Origin of the sequence: Acinetobacter seifertii, assembly GCF_016064815.1 — a bacterium.
Taxonomy (GTDB): Bacteria; Pseudomonadota; Gammaproteobacteria; order Pseudomonadales; family Moraxellaceae; genus Acinetobacter; species Acinetobacter seifertii.
Window position 1 is genome coordinate 2,360,373 of record NZ_CP065820.1, and the last position, 16,729, is coordinate 2,377,101.

Sequence of the window (16,729 nt, forward strand, 5' to 3'; positions counted from 1 at the left end):
AGTGATCTTTTTAGAATCAGAGCAATATCAACAAAAATGTATTCAACTTTTTAATTCGTATAAAAAAGATATTTCCACACTTCTCCCATTTGCCAAAGTTGAGCATATAGGTTCTTCTGCAATACCTCATGCAATTTCCAAAGGTGATCTAGATATTTATATCGAAGTTATGCCTGAGCAATTTGAATTCGCAATAAATCAGTTGAAAACACTTAATTTTATAGAGAAACAAAATACGCTTAGAACACACGAGCTTTGCATGCTCGAATCACTGAACAACGATGATGTTGCATTTCAAGTTGTAGTAGCCGATTCAGTATTTACGTTTTTCTTAACATTTAGAAATAAGCTTATAGACTCACCAAAGCTCGTGAACGAATATAATCAACTAAAATTAGAGTGTAGTCATTTAGACCATGATCAATATAGAAAAGTAAAATCAGATTTTATTCAAAATATCTTAAATCATCTCTAATTTAAGTACCCTATTTGTTTATGAATATCTGAGTAAAATTGGCTCCTGCAAGCGCGTTTTTTTTGGTACCATTCACTATTTGATTCTGTTTAAATTTTCTTTGTCTATGACCTCTTCTTATCGTCAACAACTTCAAGCTAAAATTGATCGCATTACTACTCAATTTTCTGAATTTACACCGCCTACATTAGAAGTGTTTGAATCACCTGAACAACATTTCCGTATGCGTGCTGAGTTTCGGATCTGGCATACAGAAAATGATATGTTTTATGCCATGTTTGAACGTAACGATGAAGACAAGCAAAAAACAGTTGTTCGCATAGACGAGTTTCCTATTGCAGACAAAAGCATTAATGATTTAATGCCGAAACTTTTGGAAGAACTTAAAGCAGAACATAAGCTTTCTAACCGTATATTTGAAGTGGATTTCCTCGCAACACTAAGTGGGCAAATGCTAGTTACTCTAATTTATCACCGTAAATTAGATCAGGAATGGGAACAAGCAGCCAAAACACTTGCTGAAAAATTAAATATTAAAATTATGGGCCGTAGCCGTGGCCAAAAAATTGTGATTGGCGACGACTTTGTTGTAGAAGAATTTGAGCTTTTAAATCGTACATTCAAATATAAGCAAATTGAAAGCAGCTTTACCCAACCTAATGCTCAAGTTTGCAAAAAAATGCTGCAATGGGCATGTGATGCAGCGGAAGGTTCAAAAAAACATTTATTAGAACTTTATTGTGGTAATGGTAACTTTACCCTTCCGTTATCACTAAAATTCGAACGCGTACTTGCTACAGAACTTGCTAAATCATCAGTCTATGCCGCTCAATGGAATATTGAACAAAACCAGATCGATAATATTCAGGTAGCTCGTCTATCAGCTGAAGAGTTTACTCAAGCATATCAAGGTGAGCGTGAGTTCCGCCGTTTACAAGAAGCAAATATTGATATTCAGAGCTACGACTTTAATACCGTATTTGTAGACCCTCCACGTGCCGGAATTGATGATGAAACTTTAAAACTTTTACAAGGTTTTGAGCGTATCATCTACATTTCATGTAATCCCGACACTTTATATGAAAACTTAAAAACGCTGACAAAAACTCATCAAGTGACTAAGTTTGCTTTGTTCGATCAGTTTCCTTATACACATCATGTCGAGTCAGGGGTATTACTTGAGAAGATTTAAACAAAATCTTTCAATGTAATCAAATTTTATAAGGAGATTAAATATCTCCTTATTTTTCAATGCATTTCATATAAGCACTTAAATTTTTAAAAAATATCAAGTCATCTATTCGTCATAATTTCGTTTAACTCAACCATTACTATCGAAAATTCTTGAGTTCAACTGGTGGATTTATCACATATAGAGTCTTGTATTTTAATTTAAATTGGCTATATTTCGAGCTATGTTAGGTTGTATATGAAGGCTCTATGAGTTTTTGGCAAAAGCTGTTCTTAGCAGATCAACAGCATAACGAGCATAAGAATCAAACTGCTTGTGTTGAAAATGACTGCTCATGTAAAACTAATGAACAACTTCTAAGTGCGCTTGTACAAGCAACAGATGAAGATGTCATTATGGGAATAAAAAAAGTTCTTATTTCCCGTGGGTATAGCCGAAAAGAGTTAAATGAACTCATTCAAAAACCATCTATTCATTAATAATAAAGCCAGTCTTGTACTGGCTTTTTTGCATTTTATTTGACTGTACAATCTTTGCGACTAACCACACCAATAATTGGACCCATATAAAACTTTCTATCATTACGGTTATTTTTTTTCAAATAAAGACTAGATATAGAACCATCAAGATATAGAGCTTGTTCTACTTTTAAATTCTTTTGGAAAAATTCAGCGAAATTATAAAAATTCACTCTATTTTTAGAAATTACAAAATAAAGCTTATTATTTTTTATACCCACCCCATTTCGTATTTTCTTTGAATCGCTATTTGCTAGAAACAAGGGATTTAGTTTTCCATTAATCACCAACATAGGACCAGATTGTGTCGCATAATCTGGTTGAAAAGCCTTTGCTTTATATTGTTCAGTTATCCATATAACAGCTTGTCTTTTATTCCATGCAAAAACTCCGTTAGGCTGCAAGAAGAAGTTCCCCCACCCTTTATCTTGATTTAAAGGTTGGATCTCTTGCCCTTGCTCAATATATAGGCCTACAGGTGAAAAGCCTGAATGGAACATCCCTCCGTTCATTGCAAAAGTAAGTTGTTCACATGACTTGAGCTGGTACTGAATATTATCGAAACTTTTATAATATTCATTCGTTTGTGGCTTCTTCAGAAATAGACGTAATTGATTTAAATTAGAAAGTTCAATAACTTCAAATTGATCATCCGTATCATTTTCAATTTGTCGATGCTCTAATGCTAAAGCAGACTGCACAAAGACAAAAAAGTTCATAATACACAGTATTACTATTTTCATTAACGATGAATCTCATAAGTCATTTTATGTTTATAAAATACACTTTATTAAATTAAAAAAGGTTTCATAAGATGTATACCCGAAAGTCGCTTATTCCACCTAATCAATACACTAGGACACAATCATATTCGCTATAATGGTCAAAGCTTTTAATAAAAGTGATTAAAACTTTATCGGATCAGCGTGAATATGCAACAAACAAATAAACGCTACCCTTTAGGGGCTCATCTTATTGTAAAACATCTCGGTTATAGCCATCATGGTATTTATGCTGGGAGAGGTCGAGTTATTCATTATTCAGGCCTAGCACATTTTATAAAAAAGCGTCCCATTGAAATCACTTCAATAGATGCCTTTTCTCACGGCAAAAAAATTCATGTACGTTCTTATGATGCTCCACGCTACAAAGGCAAGGTTGTTGTACGACGTATGCGCTCACGCATGCACGAAAATCATTATCATTTGATTATTAATAATTGCGAACATTTATGTAGCTGGGCAATTACAGGTATAGAGAGTAGTACTCAAGTTGAACGTATGATGCATCGTCTAACTACAATAGGCTATGTAAGTTCAATTATGAGTTATATGAATGGCATGATGCTGACGTTAGCAACGACCTGCTTTGCTCTTGTTCTCTATATTAAAAAGAAATTACGTGATCAGGCAAAAATGAAAGTCCCGACATATCAATTTTTAAAAGAAAAAGCAGAGAAAAGAAAGATTGATCCTGCTCAACCTTTAGTTTTTATAGAATCAGATAAAAAAGAACCCATCTAATTAAAAAAGTCCTCACAATTGAGGACTTTTTAGAAAACTCACAACTTATTTTTTAGCTGCAGTTGCTTCAGTCGTAATGTTTACAGTGATCTTATCACCTACATTCGGTACATAGCTGCCTAGACCAAATTCAGAACGATTGAATGAAGTTGTCGCGTTGAAACCAATCGCTGGAACTTTTGCCATCGGGTGTTCGCCCTGTTTATTTAAAACAGCATCAAGCACAACTGGCTTAGTTACACCTTTAACAGTTAAATCACCAGTAATTTTGAAATGCTTTTTGTCTTTAGTTTCTACTTTCGTACTTTTGAAAGTAATATTTGGATATTTAGCTGCATTAAACCAAGCTTCTTGTTGGAATTCTTTATCTAAAGCAGGTACGTTTGTATTTACGCTGCTTAAAGGGATTGTAACATCTACAGAAGAATTTGCCGGTTTAGCATTATCAACTTTGATTACACCTTGAATATCTGAGAAGTTAGCACTTGGTGTTGAAAAACCAAAGTGATTCCATGAAAAAACAGTAGCTGTGTGCGTTGGATCAATTTTATAGTCCACTGGAGCAGCCAAAGTAACTGTACTTGCCAATGCTACTGCTAAACCGAAGCTTAATGTTTTAAGATGCATTTTCGTATCCTTTATTGATATAGTCGTTAGTGTATACATCAAGTAATTTAATTCACTATTCTTTATAAAACGATATGTTTCATCCATGCAACAATAAAAGCGTTACAGTTGTTATTCAAAACCCATATTATAAAGTATAGATATTTTTCTATCCGAAACCTTCAGATTTATTGGTTTTTACTTCGATTTTATTGATAAATAACAAGGTAAAACATGGTTAACACAGTCCAAGCACAAAGCACTTCTATTCCTTACCGAGTAACACTTACTGATCCATCTGGTCATCAATGGTTTGGAGATGAACCAACTGATAAAGGTGGACAAGACACAGCTCCAAATCCAGTTCAGCTTTTACTATCGGCTTTAGGTGCCTGTACCACCATTACTTTAGAAATGTATGCAAGTCACAAAGGGATTAAGCTTGAGCATGTACAAGTCGATTTAGCCTTAAATCCAAATGGTGATCCGGAAGCAGGCACAAATAACATTGAGCGTAAAATCACACTAAAGGGTGATTTCACCGAAGACCAACATAAACGACTACTAAAAGTTGCTGAAAGCTGCCCCATTCATAAGTTATTGACTTCGAATATTTCGATTCAGAGTGAATTAAGTATTGAGTAAGTGGTCCTTGCTTACACTAAATTTCAATCACATCCGTGTGCCATTCCAATGAGCCACTCATTGAAATATCTATTGCTAGGTCGACAATATTTGTGAGCTCATTTGGAATAAATGAATATAAATTTTCCCCATCGAAATGAATCCAAAATTCAGGAGGTGGTGTATCAGAGCCATCTATAAAACCACCTGTTTCTTTTTCACCTAAACAGTCAAACATTGATGAGTGCACATCAAATGCTAATATTTTGCCCTTTAACTTCGCGCAACTTGGCATGTAATGATATTTAACCCGAGCTTGAATAGTCTCTTCAAAATAAGTCTGCACACGATAAGCATAATCGCCACCAAATGCTGAGTTACCATGTTCATGTTTGAAACTTTCCTGTAATGCGCGAAATAAAAAATTATATTGTGCACACTGCCAAAGCATTTCTTTTTTATTTAAATTTTTCAAATAGTCATATTTAATATCATTTAAGATTTCTTCAAAAAAACGAAGTTCAAATTCTTTTCTCATCACAATATCTTAATCTTTCAAGTTTCAATGAAGTAGCAGTGATTTAATTATCATAAAAAAAGCGCCCCAATCAGAGCGCTTTTTTATACTACTTAATTAAATTAAGCAGTTAATTCTTTTACTGCAGCTACTACAGCTTCAGTTGTAATACCAAAGAATTGGAACAAGTCTTTTGCTGGTGCTGACTCACCATAAGTTGACATACCAATTACTTTGCCATCAAGACCAACAAATTTCCACCAGTAGTCAACATGAGCTGCTTCAACTGCAACACGTGCACGGATATGAGCTGGTAATACAGCTTCACGATATGCAGCGTCTTGTTTCATAAACTCTTCTGCACATGGCATAGAAACTACACGCACACCGTCAAGTTGAGCATAAGCTTCCATTGCTAAAGAAACTTCAGAACCAGTCGCAATAATAATTGCTTTCAAGTCACCTTTTTCTTGAGCAAGAACATAACCACCTTTTGCTGCATTCTGAATTTGCTCTTCATTACGCGTTTGGAATGGCAAGTTTTGACGAGAGAAAATAAGTGCTGTAGGGCCATCTTTACGCTCTAAAGCAGATTTCCATGCAATTGCTGTTTCAACAGTATCGGCAGGACGCCAAGTATTTAGGTTTGGTGTACCACGTAAAGAAGCAATTTGTTCAATTGGTTGGTGTGTTGGACCATCTTCACCTAAACCAATTGAGTCATGTGTATAAACATGAATTACACGTTGTTTCATCAATGCAGACATACGCACTGCGTTACGTGCATATTCCATAAACATTAAGAATGTTGCCACGTAAGGAATGAAACCGCCATGTAATGCAACACCATTTGCAATTGCAGTCATACCGAACTCACGTACACCATAGTACACGTAGTTACCAGCTGGGTTTTCTTGAACACCTTGGCAACCTTTCCAAAGTGTTAAGTTAGAACCAGCCAAGTCCGCTGAACCACCTAACAATTCAGGTAATAAAGGACCAAATGCTTGTAATGTATTTTGGCTTGCTTTACGAGTTGCTACAGTCTCAGCTTTAGCATTTGTTTCACGAATGAAGGCATCTGCTTGAGCTGAAAATTCTGCTGGTAAATCACCGCTAATACGACGAAGTAACTCAGCTGCTTCTGTAGGATATTTTGCTTGGTATTGAGCAAATACTTCATTCCAAGCTGCTTCTGCTTCGTTACCTTTTGCTTTAGCATCCCATGCAGCATATACATCAGCAGGAATAACAAATGCTTCTTCTGTCCATCCTAAAGCTTCACGGGTTAAGGTAATTTCATCTTTACCTAATGGCGCGCCGTGACAGTCTTCTTTACCTTGTTTGTTTGGAGAACCTAAACCAATAATTGTTTTACAAATAATGATCGTTGGTTTTTGAGTTTCTGCTTTAGCTTCAACTGTTGCCTGACGAATAGCATCAGCATCATGACCATCTACACGAAGAACTTGCCAGCCGTAAGCTTTAAAACGTTCTTCAGTGTCATCACTGAACCAACCTTCTACTTCACCATCAATCGAAATGCCGTTGTCATCATAATAAGCAATCAATTTACCAAGCTGTAAAGTACCTGCCAATGAACATACTTCGTGAGAAATACCTTCCATTAAACAGCCGTCACCCAAGAAACAATAAGTGAAGTGATCAACTACTTTTAAATCATCTTTATTGAACTGAGCAGCTAAAGTTTTTTCAGCCAATGCAAAACCAACAGCGTTTGCAATACCTTGACCTAAAGGACCAGTGGTTGTTTCAATACCTGGTGCATAACCATATTCAGGATGACCAGGAGTTTTTGAGTGTAATTGACGGAATTGTTTTAAATCTTCAATTGAAAGATCATAACCTGTTAAATGAAGCAAAGCATATTGCAACATTGAGCCATGGCCATTTGATAAAACAAAACGGTCACGGTTTGCCCATTGTGGATTAGTTGGGTTGTGATTTAAAAACTCGCGCCAGACGACATCAGCAATATCTGCCATCCCCATTGGAGCACCTGGATGCCCTGAGTTTGCCTGTTGCACAGCATCCATTGCCAATACACGAATTGCGTTTGCAATACGACGTTCGTTTAAAGGGGTCGTCATAGATCAGAATCCAATTTTAATAGATTGATGAAAAGAAGAAGATGAATAACCATTCAGTGCCGCTATATTGTCTTAAAAAAACGCCTATGGGTAAACCCCAACACTGTATATTTCTTTATTTTTAACCGTTTCTTGGTTACTCAAAAAACATTTAGATTCTTAAGTTGCATAAAACAATGCATTTTATAGTTCCTCTTTAATCAACAATTGTAGGCGTTTGATGGCTATAAAGAGCATATAAAGATGAATTTGCGTATGCTATCCATACTTTTCCACTTCACAGTGCAAATTTTATTGATTAATATTTCGCAAAATCAAATGTTTAAAATTTAAACGACTACAAGCAACTCTTGTTTAAAAACAATTAATTTTCAATCTACTATATCAATTTCGCTGATACACTTATCAATTAAAACATAGTAGAAATGAAATAAATTCATGCTTTTTAGTCAGTATGAACTAGTCCTCAAGCTCAAGTCGATGTAACATATTATGTCTTTTTGAAATAACCAAGATAGGACTTTCATGCGCGAGTACGCTGTTTTTACCTCGGAATCTGTAAGCGAAGGTCATCCCGATAAAATGGCCGACCAAATTAGCGACGCTATTTTGGATGCAATCTTAAAAGAAGACCCATACGCACGTGTTGCTTGTGAAACACTGGTAAAAACAGGCGCTGTTGTACTTGCAGGTGAAATCACAACTACTGCGAATATTGATGTAGAAGCTGTTGTTCGCCAAACTGTTAACGGTATCGGCTATCACCACTCAGATTTAGGCTTTGATGGTTCAACTTGTGCAGTGATCAATATGATTGGTAAACAATCACCAGAGATTGCTCAAGGTGTAGACCGCCAAAAACCTGAAGATCAAGGTGCCGGTGACCAAGGTTTAATGTTTGGTTACGCAAGTCGTGAAACTGACGTGCTTATGCCAGCTCCTATTTCTTATGCACATCGCTTAATGGAACGCCAAGCTGAACTTCGTCGTTCAGGCGCATTACCATGGTTACGTCCAGATGCAAAAAGTCAGGTTACTTTCGCATATGAAAATGGCAAACCTGTACGTTTAGATGCAGTAGTACTTTCTACTCAACATGACCCTGAAATTACTCAAGCTCAGCTTAAAGAAGCTGTAATTGAAGAAATTATCAAGCCAATTATTCCTGCTGAAATGTTCCATGCAGCCACTAAATTCCACATTAACCCGACTGGTATGTTCGTTATTGGTGGTCCTGTAGGTGACTGTGGTTTAACAGGTCGTAAAATCATCGTTGATACTTACGGTGGTATGGCTCGTCACGGCGGTGGCGCCTTCTCTGGTAAAGATCCATCTAAAGTAGACCGTTCAGCTGCATATGCTGGCCGTTATGTGGCTAAAAATATTGTTGCCGCTGGTCTTGCTGACAAATGTGAAATTCAGGTGAGCTATGCAATTGGTGTTGCAGAACCTACTTCTATTTCAATCAATACTTTTGGTACTGCAAAAGTTTCTGATGAGTTAATTATCCAATTAGTACGTGAACATTTTGATTTACGTCCGTTTGGTATTACTCGTATGCTTAACTTGATTCAGCCAATGTATAAACAAACAGCTGCTTATGGCCATTTTGGTCGTGAAGGTTCAGATTCTGCATTCACATGGGAAAAAACTGACAAAGTTGAAGTACTTAAAGATGCTGCGGGCCTATAAGCCTCATATATTAAAAGCCCGCTTAATGCGGGCTTTTTTATTATTTTTATATGCTGTTAAAATTAAACAATAAGCTTTTCAATACACTTTGTTTAAAGGTATTTAGCAACAACTTAAGTCATACTACTGTTTAGTGGTCTTATCACCTTCATTTAGCACGTCCAACAAAGTCGACTGCGTAGGTGTATCTTGATGATTTTGAATATAAATATGAACAACTTTAAATACAACAACCACAGCCAGACATGCCATCACACAGAACATCCATAACCCATACGGACTTCGAATATGGTGTGAACCACAATATGGACATGATTTGTCAGTTGATGCCACGACTTTGTCACAACATGCACAATGATATTGATATAGCATAGGTAACCCTCCTTCCCTCACTTCAACCGTTGTTGTTTTAATAGGTTTGCTACAATTTTTACTTTATACATCCTTTATATTTATCCTATGTGAAATGAAAAGAGAATTCAATCTGAATGAACAATGCGTTCATTTTAAAAATATTTAATTTATACAATGAGATAAATTAAATATTATTTTTTATGTACTATTTTTCTTATTTTGATATTTTGCTGAATTTGCTAAAATGCATAAATAGTTTATTTTCTAGGCCAGTCTATGTCACACACACAGCTCATTAATAAAGGTGGCTTTCGTGAAAGAGCCAATAGAAGCCGAAAATATCAACAATCTGAAAACAAGCAGACAGCCCTACTTTCAAACAAATATCAACCGCAGACGAAGTTGGAAGAAAATCCAACTGCAATAGCTCAAGCTGGAACAGATAATATTGATTCTTCAAATTCATAATCGATAGAATATAAAAAAGGCCTAATCGGTTAAGATTTAGGCCTTTTATCTTTTATATAAGGAATTAATTAATCCTTATTTTTATGTTCAATTTTCTTATGGTCTGGAGTAACTTCTCGTGCTTCACCATCAATAATGCTTGAATCTCCACGGTATGGGCTACCACCTTGTGGGTTCTGCATATCCTGCATTTGACGCATTAAATCAGCAAATGGATTTTGACCACCACCTGCACCGCCCATGCCACCCATCATTTTTTCCATCATGGCTTGCTGACGCTTCGCAAGTGTTCTCATTGCGATATTACGGAACGCAGTTTGCACGCCCGGAATTAGAATTAGGAGCGCTAAAACATCTGAAACCAACCCAGGTACCATCAATAAAAAACCTGCAAAAGCATATGCTAGTTTTTTAGTCACAGTCGGATCGCTACCTAATTGTCCAGTCATCTGCATTTGTTGTAATTGCGGCATAATACCAGCCGTACTCTTACGAATAAGCGTTAGACCAATAAAGAAGGCAATGATGAACCAGAAGAACACATACCATCCACTTATGAAATGTGCTACGCCAATCCATACGGCAATTTCAAGAATCGCGCCAAGAACCACAATAAGAAGTAAATTCATGTAAAACTTTATCTATCTCAAAAAGAAAATTCATTGCAGATTTCACTATCTAACCTATGAACCATTTTCAATTGAAAAAAGGGTTAAATAGGTTGTAAAGCTTAGACAATATTTTCTTGTAACTTAACTAAAATCGTCGCTAAGCCCAAACTCTGCAATACTATCAATAAGACTGATTTCAAATTAATAAAATAGCCATACTTCATTATTAATGAGTGCTATAAAAACTTTATCAAGTGTTTTTTCTACAAGATTGCAATTTTTTCTTAAATTAACCCCTTTTGTTAGATTAAATACTTAGTTTTATACGAAAAGAGATTACTTTGTAAAAGTTTAGAAAAATTAAGTATTCTATATATCTACCGTATGACCCAGATCAATTATCTAAAAATTGATATGAGTCATTGTGTCCCCAAGACTTTTATAATTTAGCCATCAATAGCTTCAAATGGGGTATTTAAAATTAACTGATAAAAAGCAGCGTCTAACCATTGTCCAAATTTAAAACCTACCTGTTTAAAAGTACCAGCATGTGTGAATCCAAGTTTTTCATGTAGGCCTATACTGGCTTGATTTGTCGCATCAATACACCCAATCAATACATGAAGCTGAGCTTCTTGAGCTCGCTGAATTAACACTTGCATTAATACTTTACTCAAACCAGCACCACGATGTTCATGATGTATATAGATACTATGTTCAACTGTATATTTATAAGCTGGAAAAGCTCTGAAAGTTCCCCAACTAGCAAATCCTAATAATTTACCTGATTCATCTACCACACCAATAATAGGAAAACCATTTTCTCTTTTTACAGAAAACCATGTTTTCATTGAATCAAGCGAACGCGGCACATAGTCATATAGTGCTGTTGAGTTAATAATCGCATCATTCAAAATCTCTAAAATAGCCACAGCATGTTCTGCTTCATTACAGTCAATTAAACGAAAACTAGAATCGAGGGAATAGTTCATAAAGATTCCTTAGGAGCAGACACGAGTTGATTAGAGACAACTAAAATATAACGTGCGACTTGTGATGAATTGTTGCTGTATATGACAGGTTGATCTAGTTGCATTGCCAAGCAATCGCCTTGGCCTAATGCATAAGAATTGTTTCCTAATTGAATATCAATTTGCCCTTCAACTACCCAAAGTTGCTGTTGTACCACTTTAGAGCTTTCACTAATTTCATAAGTAACTCGAGAATGAGGCGGGAACTCAATTTCAACAATCTGAAATGGTAGCCTTAAATTGGGTGGCGAAACGGTACGGCGAATATAGCCAGTTTCCGGATCTCGCCATTCAGCTTGTTCATTTCGGTGAATAAGCGGTTGAAGAGATGAACTACTTGTTTCATTGATAAAAATTTGGGTTAAAGGTACTTCAAGTCCATTTGCTAGTTTTTCAAGCACAACTGCTGTAGGACTTGTTTCCCCTCTTTCAATTAAAGAAATAGCTGAACGACTGACTTGGCATCGAGTGGCAAGCATCTCTAATGTATATCCACGCGCTAAACGTAACTCTCGTATTCGATGTGCAATCCTAATATTGATATCATCCATCGAGCAAACTCAATTCCATATTTATAGATAAGTATTCCATTAAAATAGAATTACATCAAATTATTTCACATTATGGTTTATAAGTATTTGTAGAGTTTTAAACAATTAAAATTAGACCAGTTAGACCCGAAAAATAACTATTTACAGCAGCATTCTTTAAATTACGCATGCAGAACCGTTTTGGCTATGTAACAATACTCTCTAAACTAATTATATAAGTCTTCACATGGCATTGATTATTGGAATTGACCCAGGTTCACGCTTAACAGGTTATGGAATCATTGAAAAAGATGGTAGTAAACTGCGTTTTGTCGATGCTGGTACAATCCGAACAGAAACTCAAGAAATGCCAGAGCGCTTAAAGCGCATTTTTGCTGGCGTCGAGCGAATTGTGAAATTTCACGGCCCTACTGAAGCTGCGGTTGAACAAGTTTTTATGGCTCAAAACCCAGACTCTGCCTTAAAATTAGGACAAGCCCGTGGTGCTGCCATAGCTGCATTGGTTAATTTAGATTTACAAGTTGCAGAATATACTGCCCGTCAAATCAAACAATCTGTAGTGGGTTATGGCGCTGCCGATAAAGAACAAGTACAAATGATGGTTATGCGATTACTTAATCTGACCATTAAACCGCAATCCGATGCAGCCGATGCGCTTGCGGCTGCCATTTGTCATGCTCATGCATCGGGAAGTATGAGTAAGCTTTCGGTCTTAAATGCTTTAGGTGGTATGGCACGTGGACGAAGTCGCTCGAGTAGCCGTAGACGTTAAAGCTTTATTGATTCACGACTTGAGTAATTGCCTGATTCATTTCATAAGCCTGTAAACCACGCATGCCTTGTTTTGCAATTTCATCACCTGCCTGAGCATGCAAAGTTACTATCTCATGTAATGCAATATCTTTGTGGAACTGAGCTTTTAAGCTCGCGATCATACCTGCCAATATATCTCCCATGCCACCAGTACCCATACCTGCATTACCTTGGGTACAAATGTACAAGTTATTCTCTAAAATTAAGCTACCAGCACCTTTAAGCACCCATTGCCCACTATATTTTTGCTGCAACGCATAAATTGCATCAATTCGGTCATTTTCAATTTCCGCTGTAGAAGAACCCAGTAAGGTAGCAGCTTCTCCCGGATGAGGCGTCGCATAAACATGCACACCTAATTTTTCAGGCTGCTTGGCAAGAAACCATAAAGCATCTGCATCTAATACAACTTCCAAGTGTGAAGCCTGATTTAAGAAATTAAACCATTGTTGATAAATTTGCTGTGACCAGTCATCACGGCCTAATCCCATCCCAAAACATACGGCATCAACTTGAGACAAAATATCTTTGATGTCATTTTCATCAAGTCCATTAATATCACGAAGCATAATATTAGGTGCTCGTGACAAAATAGCCTGATGATGGTTGCGATGACAAATCACTGTCACTTTACCTGCACCTGCATGAAACGCAGCTTCCGCAGCCATAATGACAGCTCCACCCATTTGCTCATGCCCACCAATCACCAAAACATGCCCATAACTTCCTTTATGCCCAAAAGCCAAACGTTTAGGAAGTCTGATATGTGTTGGTGTCAAATAAGCTAAAGGTTTCAGCTCTTGGTTTATTGGAATTAAATTAACTAAATGAATTTGTCCCGTGTACTCTTTACCTTGACCAGTAAGCAGTCCTGCCTTAAGACCTAAAACAGTAAATGTATGATCTGCCTTTACAGCTGAAGGTAAGATACATCCTGTATTTGCTTGCAAACCACTTGGTATATCAATCGAGATTTTTAGTCCTACTAGTTCATTAAATTGTTGAATAGCATGTTGCCAATAATCATTTAACTCTCGGTTTAAACCAATCCCAAATAATGCATCAATATGGCAATCAAATGTTCTATTTACTTCAAAACCTTGGTGGATTTGAATATAGTTTGCTTTCGCAAAATCGACAGCATGTTGTAAATCAGTTGAGTCACCCAACTCAGCCGCAAATATCTCTACATAAAATCCAGCTTGTTTTAAATAACTTGCTATAAAATAGCCATCACCTGCGTTATTACCCTGTCCGCACCAGACTGCAATATTCTTAGTGGCATGTTTTTCAAAAAGTACCATGAGCTGTTGACTGATTGACCAAGCTGCCTGCTGCATTAAGCCTAATGATGAGTTTTGCGCAGCAAACCAGCGCTGCTCCCATGCTCGAATATCATCGCTATGGTAAACTACCGCCTGCATATTATTATCCTCTTGCATTTTGGTTTATGACATCTTCCGACACATCACGCATTGCAGTGCAACAAATTGATCCTTATGAACTAAAAGCATGGATCAAAGCTCAAGCATTAGACTTGGGTTTTGCTGATTGTGTCATTGCAAAACCAGATGCTCAAGAGCAAATGCCACGTTTTTTAGAGTATCTTGAACGTGGTTATCATGCAGATATGACCTATTTAGAAGAAAATCTAGAAAAGCGAGCTGATCCAACCTTATTAGTTCCAGGCACAAAAAGTATTATTTGCGTACGCATGAACTATCTTGTGGAATCTCCAAAACCACGATATGTCCCGTTTGAACCGAACTCAGCCATTATCGCGCGATATGCACGTGGGCGTGATTATCACAAGGTGATGCGTGGTAGATTAAAAACTTTAGCAACACGAATTCGTGAAAAAGTCGGAGATTTTGAATCACGTCCTTTTGCAGATTCGGCACCTATATTTGAAAAATCACTGGCGGAAAGTGCTGGAATGGGCTGGACAGGTAAACATACTTTGCTCATTCACAAAAAGTCAGGTTCATTTTTCGTTCTAGGAGAGCTATTTACATCACTAGATCTACCTTTTGATGAACCAGCAACAGCACATTGTGGTTCTTGTAGCGCGTGTATCGACATTTGCCCAACGCAAGCGATTGTCGAACCTTATATGCTAGATGCCAGACGCTGTATTGCTTACCTAACTATCGAATATAAAGGAATTATTGCTGAAGAGCTGCGTGCAGGTATTGGTAACCGAATTTTTGGTTGTGATGACTGTCAGTTAATCTGCCCTTGGAATAGCTTTGCAAAAAAAGCTTCAATTACCGATTTCAACCCTAGACATGGTTTAGATAATATTAGTCTGCTCGATATTTGGCAGTGGGATGAAGCTACTTTTTTAGCCAATACCGAAGGTAGTCCAATACGTCGTACAGGTTATCAATCATTTAAACGCAATATCGCTATTGGAATGGGTAATGCGCCATATTCAAAAGAAATTGTAGATCAGCTACATAAAGGCAAAAATCTACATGACGAAATCGTTAATGTGCATATTGATTGGGCAATTGAACAACAACTCAATCAACTTCAGCGATCAAATTAAAAAAATGATGTTTTTTGCCCTATAGCTTTAATACGAATTCTGTATGATTATGTACAGTGAATTAATGCCATCATCATGGATATGACAATGACTCTACGTAATGATTGGAATCGTGAAGAAATCCAAGCTTTATATGAACAACCTTTTTTGGATTTAGTTTTCAAGGCTCAACAAGTACACCGCGAGCACTTCACTGCCAATACAATTCAGGTCAGTACCCTGTTATCTATTAAAACGGGTAAATGTCCTGAAGATTGCAAATACTGCTCACAATCGGCACATTACGAATCAAAACTAGAAGCAGAAAAGCGTATTGCTGTAGAAAAAGTAATTAGTGAAGCGAAAGCTGCAAAAGATTCAGGTTCTTCACGTTTTTGTATGGGTGCTGCTTGGCGTAACCCACATGAACGCGATATGCCTTATGTTTTAGAAATGGTACGCGAAGTTAAAGCATTAGGTATGGAAACCTGTATGACTTTAGGTATGCTTAATCAATCTCAAGCTGAGCGCCTGAAAGTTGCTGGTTTAGATTATTACAACCATAACTTAGATACCTCTCGTGAATACTATTCTCACATTATCAGTACTCGTACTTTTGATGATCGTTTGAATACACTTGATTATGTTCGTCAAGCTGGTATGAAAGTTTGTAGCGGCGGTATTGTGGGTTTAGGCGAAAGCCGTGAAGATCGTATTGGTCTATTGCATGAACTAGCTACTCTACCGATTCATCCTGAATCTGTGCCAATTAACATGCTTGTTCCAATCGAAGGAACACCTTTAGCTGATGTTGAAAAGCTTGATGTAATTGAATGGATCCGTACTATTGCAGTTGCACGTATCATTATGCCACATAGTTATATCCGTCTCTCTGCAGGCCGTGAATCTTTAAGTGATTCAGATCAAGCTTTAGCATTTATGGCAGGTGCGAACTCTCTGTTCTCGGGTGATAAATTGCTTACCACTCCAAATGCTGGTGAAGGTAAAGACCAAGCATTATTTAACAAACTTGGTTTAACTGCTGAAAAGCCAAAACCAACTGTTGCTGATCTATCGGTAGATGCGATGAGTGCTTAATAGCATCAAGAATTC

The 16,729-nt window shown here is 36.9% G+C and carries 19 protein-coding genes; 10 read left to right on the top strand and 9 right to left on the bottom strand.

The annotated features are described in order from the left end of the window. Position 1: 1 nt before the first annotated feature. The 3 genes from I8T81_RS10905 to I8T81_RS10915 all read left to right on the top strand — a co-directional run bounded on the left by I8T81_RS10905 (position 2) and on the right by I8T81_RS10915 (position 2,146). On the top strand, positions 2-475 hold the full coding sequence (locus I8T81_RS10905; RefSeq protein WP_086496079.1) for a GrpB family protein: 474 nt from the start codon (positions 2-4) through the stop codon (positions 473-475). Positions 476-581: 106 nt separating this feature from the next. Beyond that, the gene (trmA, locus tag I8T81_RS10910; RefSeq protein ID WP_198071153.1) at positions 582-1,667 is read left to right on the top strand and encodes a tRNA (uridine(54)-C5)-methyltransferase TrmA; all 1,086 of its coding nucleotides are present in this window, start codon (positions 582-584) and stop codon (positions 1,665-1,667) included. A 248-nt stretch (positions 1,668-1,915) separates the two neighbouring features. Beyond that, positions 1,916-2,146 (top strand): hypothetical protein, encoded by a 231-nt coding sequence (locus I8T81_RS10915; protein WP_198071155.1) that lies wholly within the window; start codon positions 1,916-1,918, stop codon positions 2,144-2,146. Between the two features lie 35 nt (positions 2,147-2,181). On the opposite strand, the gene I8T81_RS10920 is transcribed toward I8T81_RS10915, so the two are convergent. After that, positions 2,182-2,928 carry a phosphodiester glycosidase family protein gene (locus tag I8T81_RS10920; protein ID WP_198071157.1) on the bottom strand — a complete coding sequence of 249 codons (747 nt, stop codon included), beginning with the start codon at positions 2,926-2,928 and terminating at the stop codon, positions 2,182-2,184. Between the two features lie 189 nt (positions 2,929-3,117). Here I8T81_RS10920 and I8T81_RS10925 point away from each other — a divergent pair, with 189 nt between their 5' ends. Next, positions 3,118-3,708 (top strand): lecithin retinol acyltransferase family protein, encoded by a 591-nt coding sequence (locus I8T81_RS10925; protein WP_198071158.1) that lies wholly within the window; start codon positions 3,118-3,120, stop codon positions 3,706-3,708. A 45-nt stretch (positions 3,709-3,753) separates the two neighbouring features. Here the strand turns inward: I8T81_RS10925 and I8T81_RS10930 are convergent, their stop codons facing one another. After that, entirely contained in the window at positions 3,754-4,335 is a 582-nt protein-coding gene (locus I8T81_RS10930; RefSeq protein ID WP_019458961.1) for a YceI family protein, read from the bottom strand. Between the two features lie 213 nt (positions 4,336-4,548). Between I8T81_RS10930 and I8T81_RS10935 the strand changes: the two genes are divergently transcribed. Further along, positions 4,549-4,959, top strand: coding sequence for an OsmC family protein (locus I8T81_RS10935; protein ID WP_198071160.1), 411 nt, complete (start codon positions 4,549-4,551; stop codon positions 4,957-4,959). 16 nt (positions 4,960-4,975) lie between these two features. Here the strand turns inward: I8T81_RS10935 and I8T81_RS10940 are convergent, their stop codons facing one another. Together I8T81_RS10940 and tkt are read right to left on the bottom strand one after the other, a co-directional pair. Beyond that, positions 4,976-5,476: a hypothetical protein gene (locus I8T81_RS10940; RefSeq protein WP_198071162.1), complete on the bottom strand. Its 501-nt coding sequence runs from the start codon at positions 5,474-5,476 to the stop codon at positions 4,976-4,978. A 101-nt stretch (positions 5,477-5,577) separates the two neighbouring features. After that, positions 5,578-7,566: a transketolase gene (gene tkt, locus I8T81_RS10945; RefSeq protein WP_198071164.1), complete on the bottom strand. Its 1,989-nt coding sequence runs from the start codon at positions 7,564-7,566 to the stop codon at positions 5,578-5,580. A gap of 525 nt (positions 7,567-8,091) precedes the next feature. On the opposite strand from tkt, the gene metK reads away from it, so the two are divergent. Continuing rightward, complete coding sequence (gene metK / locus I8T81_RS10950) at positions 8,092-9,258, top strand: methionine adenosyltransferase (RefSeq protein ID WP_004702069.1); 1,167 nt, start codon at positions 8,092-8,094, stop codon at positions 9,256-9,258. Positions 9,259-9,381: 123 nt separating this feature from the next. On the opposite strand, the gene I8T81_RS10955 is transcribed toward metK, so the two are convergent. Further along, the gene (locus tag I8T81_RS10955; protein WP_004702072.1) at positions 9,382-9,630 is read right to left on the bottom strand and encodes a hypothetical protein; all 249 of its coding nucleotides are present in this window, start codon (positions 9,628-9,630) and stop codon (positions 9,382-9,384) included. 258 nt (positions 9,631-9,888) lie between these two features. Here I8T81_RS10955 and I8T81_RS10960 point away from each other — a divergent pair, with 258 nt between their 5' ends. Continuing rightward, positions 9,889-10,080: a hypothetical protein gene (locus I8T81_RS10960; protein ID WP_198071166.1), complete on the top strand. Its 192-nt coding sequence runs from the start codon at positions 9,889-9,891 to the stop codon at positions 10,078-10,080. Between the two features lie 68 nt (positions 10,081-10,148). Here I8T81_RS10960 and I8T81_RS10965 read toward each other — a convergent pair whose 3' ends face one another. The 3 genes from I8T81_RS10965 to I8T81_RS10975 all read right to left on the bottom strand — a co-directional run bounded on the left by I8T81_RS10965 (position 10,149) and on the right by I8T81_RS10975 (position 12,273). Continuing rightward, positions 10,149-10,709 carry an FxsA family protein gene (locus I8T81_RS10965; RefSeq protein WP_019458956.1) on the bottom strand — a complete coding sequence of 187 codons (561 nt, stop codon included), beginning with the start codon at positions 10,707-10,709 and terminating at the stop codon, positions 10,149-10,151. Between the two features lie 428 nt (positions 10,710-11,137). Then, complete coding sequence (locus I8T81_RS10970; RefSeq protein WP_198071167.1) at positions 11,138-11,683, bottom strand: GNAT family N-acetyltransferase; 546 nt, start codon at positions 11,681-11,683, stop codon at positions 11,138-11,140. Continuing rightward, entirely contained in the window at positions 11,680-12,273 is a 594-nt protein-coding gene (locus I8T81_RS10975; RefSeq protein WP_198071168.1) for a helix-turn-helix domain-containing protein, read from the bottom strand. Before I8T81_RS10975 ends, I8T81_RS10970 begins: the two co-directional genes overlap by 4 nt. 226 nt (positions 12,274-12,499) lie before the next feature. Here I8T81_RS10975 and ruvC point away from each other — a divergent pair, with 226 nt between their 5' ends. After that, positions 12,500-13,045, top strand: coding sequence for a crossover junction endodeoxyribonuclease RuvC (gene ruvC, locus I8T81_RS10980; RefSeq protein WP_002121356.1), 546 nt, complete (start codon positions 12,500-12,502; stop codon positions 13,043-13,045). 4 nt (positions 13,046-13,049) lie between these two features. On the opposite strand, the gene I8T81_RS10985 is transcribed toward ruvC, so the two are convergent. Then, entirely contained in the window at positions 13,050-14,510 is a 1,461-nt protein-coding gene (locus tag I8T81_RS10985; protein ID WP_198071169.1) for an NAD(P)H-hydrate dehydratase, read from the bottom strand. Between the two features lie 26 nt (positions 14,511-14,536). Between I8T81_RS10985 and queG the strand changes: the two genes are divergently transcribed. Both queG and bioB read left to right on the top strand, forming a co-directional pair. Next, positions 14,537-15,637 (top strand): tRNA epoxyqueuosine(34) reductase QueG, encoded by a 1,101-nt coding sequence (gene queG / locus I8T81_RS10990; protein ID WP_198071170.1) that lies wholly within the window; start codon positions 14,537-14,539, stop codon positions 15,635-15,637. 87 nt (positions 15,638-15,724) lie between these two features. Beyond that, positions 15,725-16,714, top strand: a complete 990-nt coding sequence (gene bioB / locus I8T81_RS10995; protein ID WP_004702085.1) for a biotin synthase BioB — start codon at positions 15,725-15,727, stop codon at positions 16,712-16,714. The last annotated feature ends 15 nt before the right edge of the window (positions 16,715-16,729 follow it).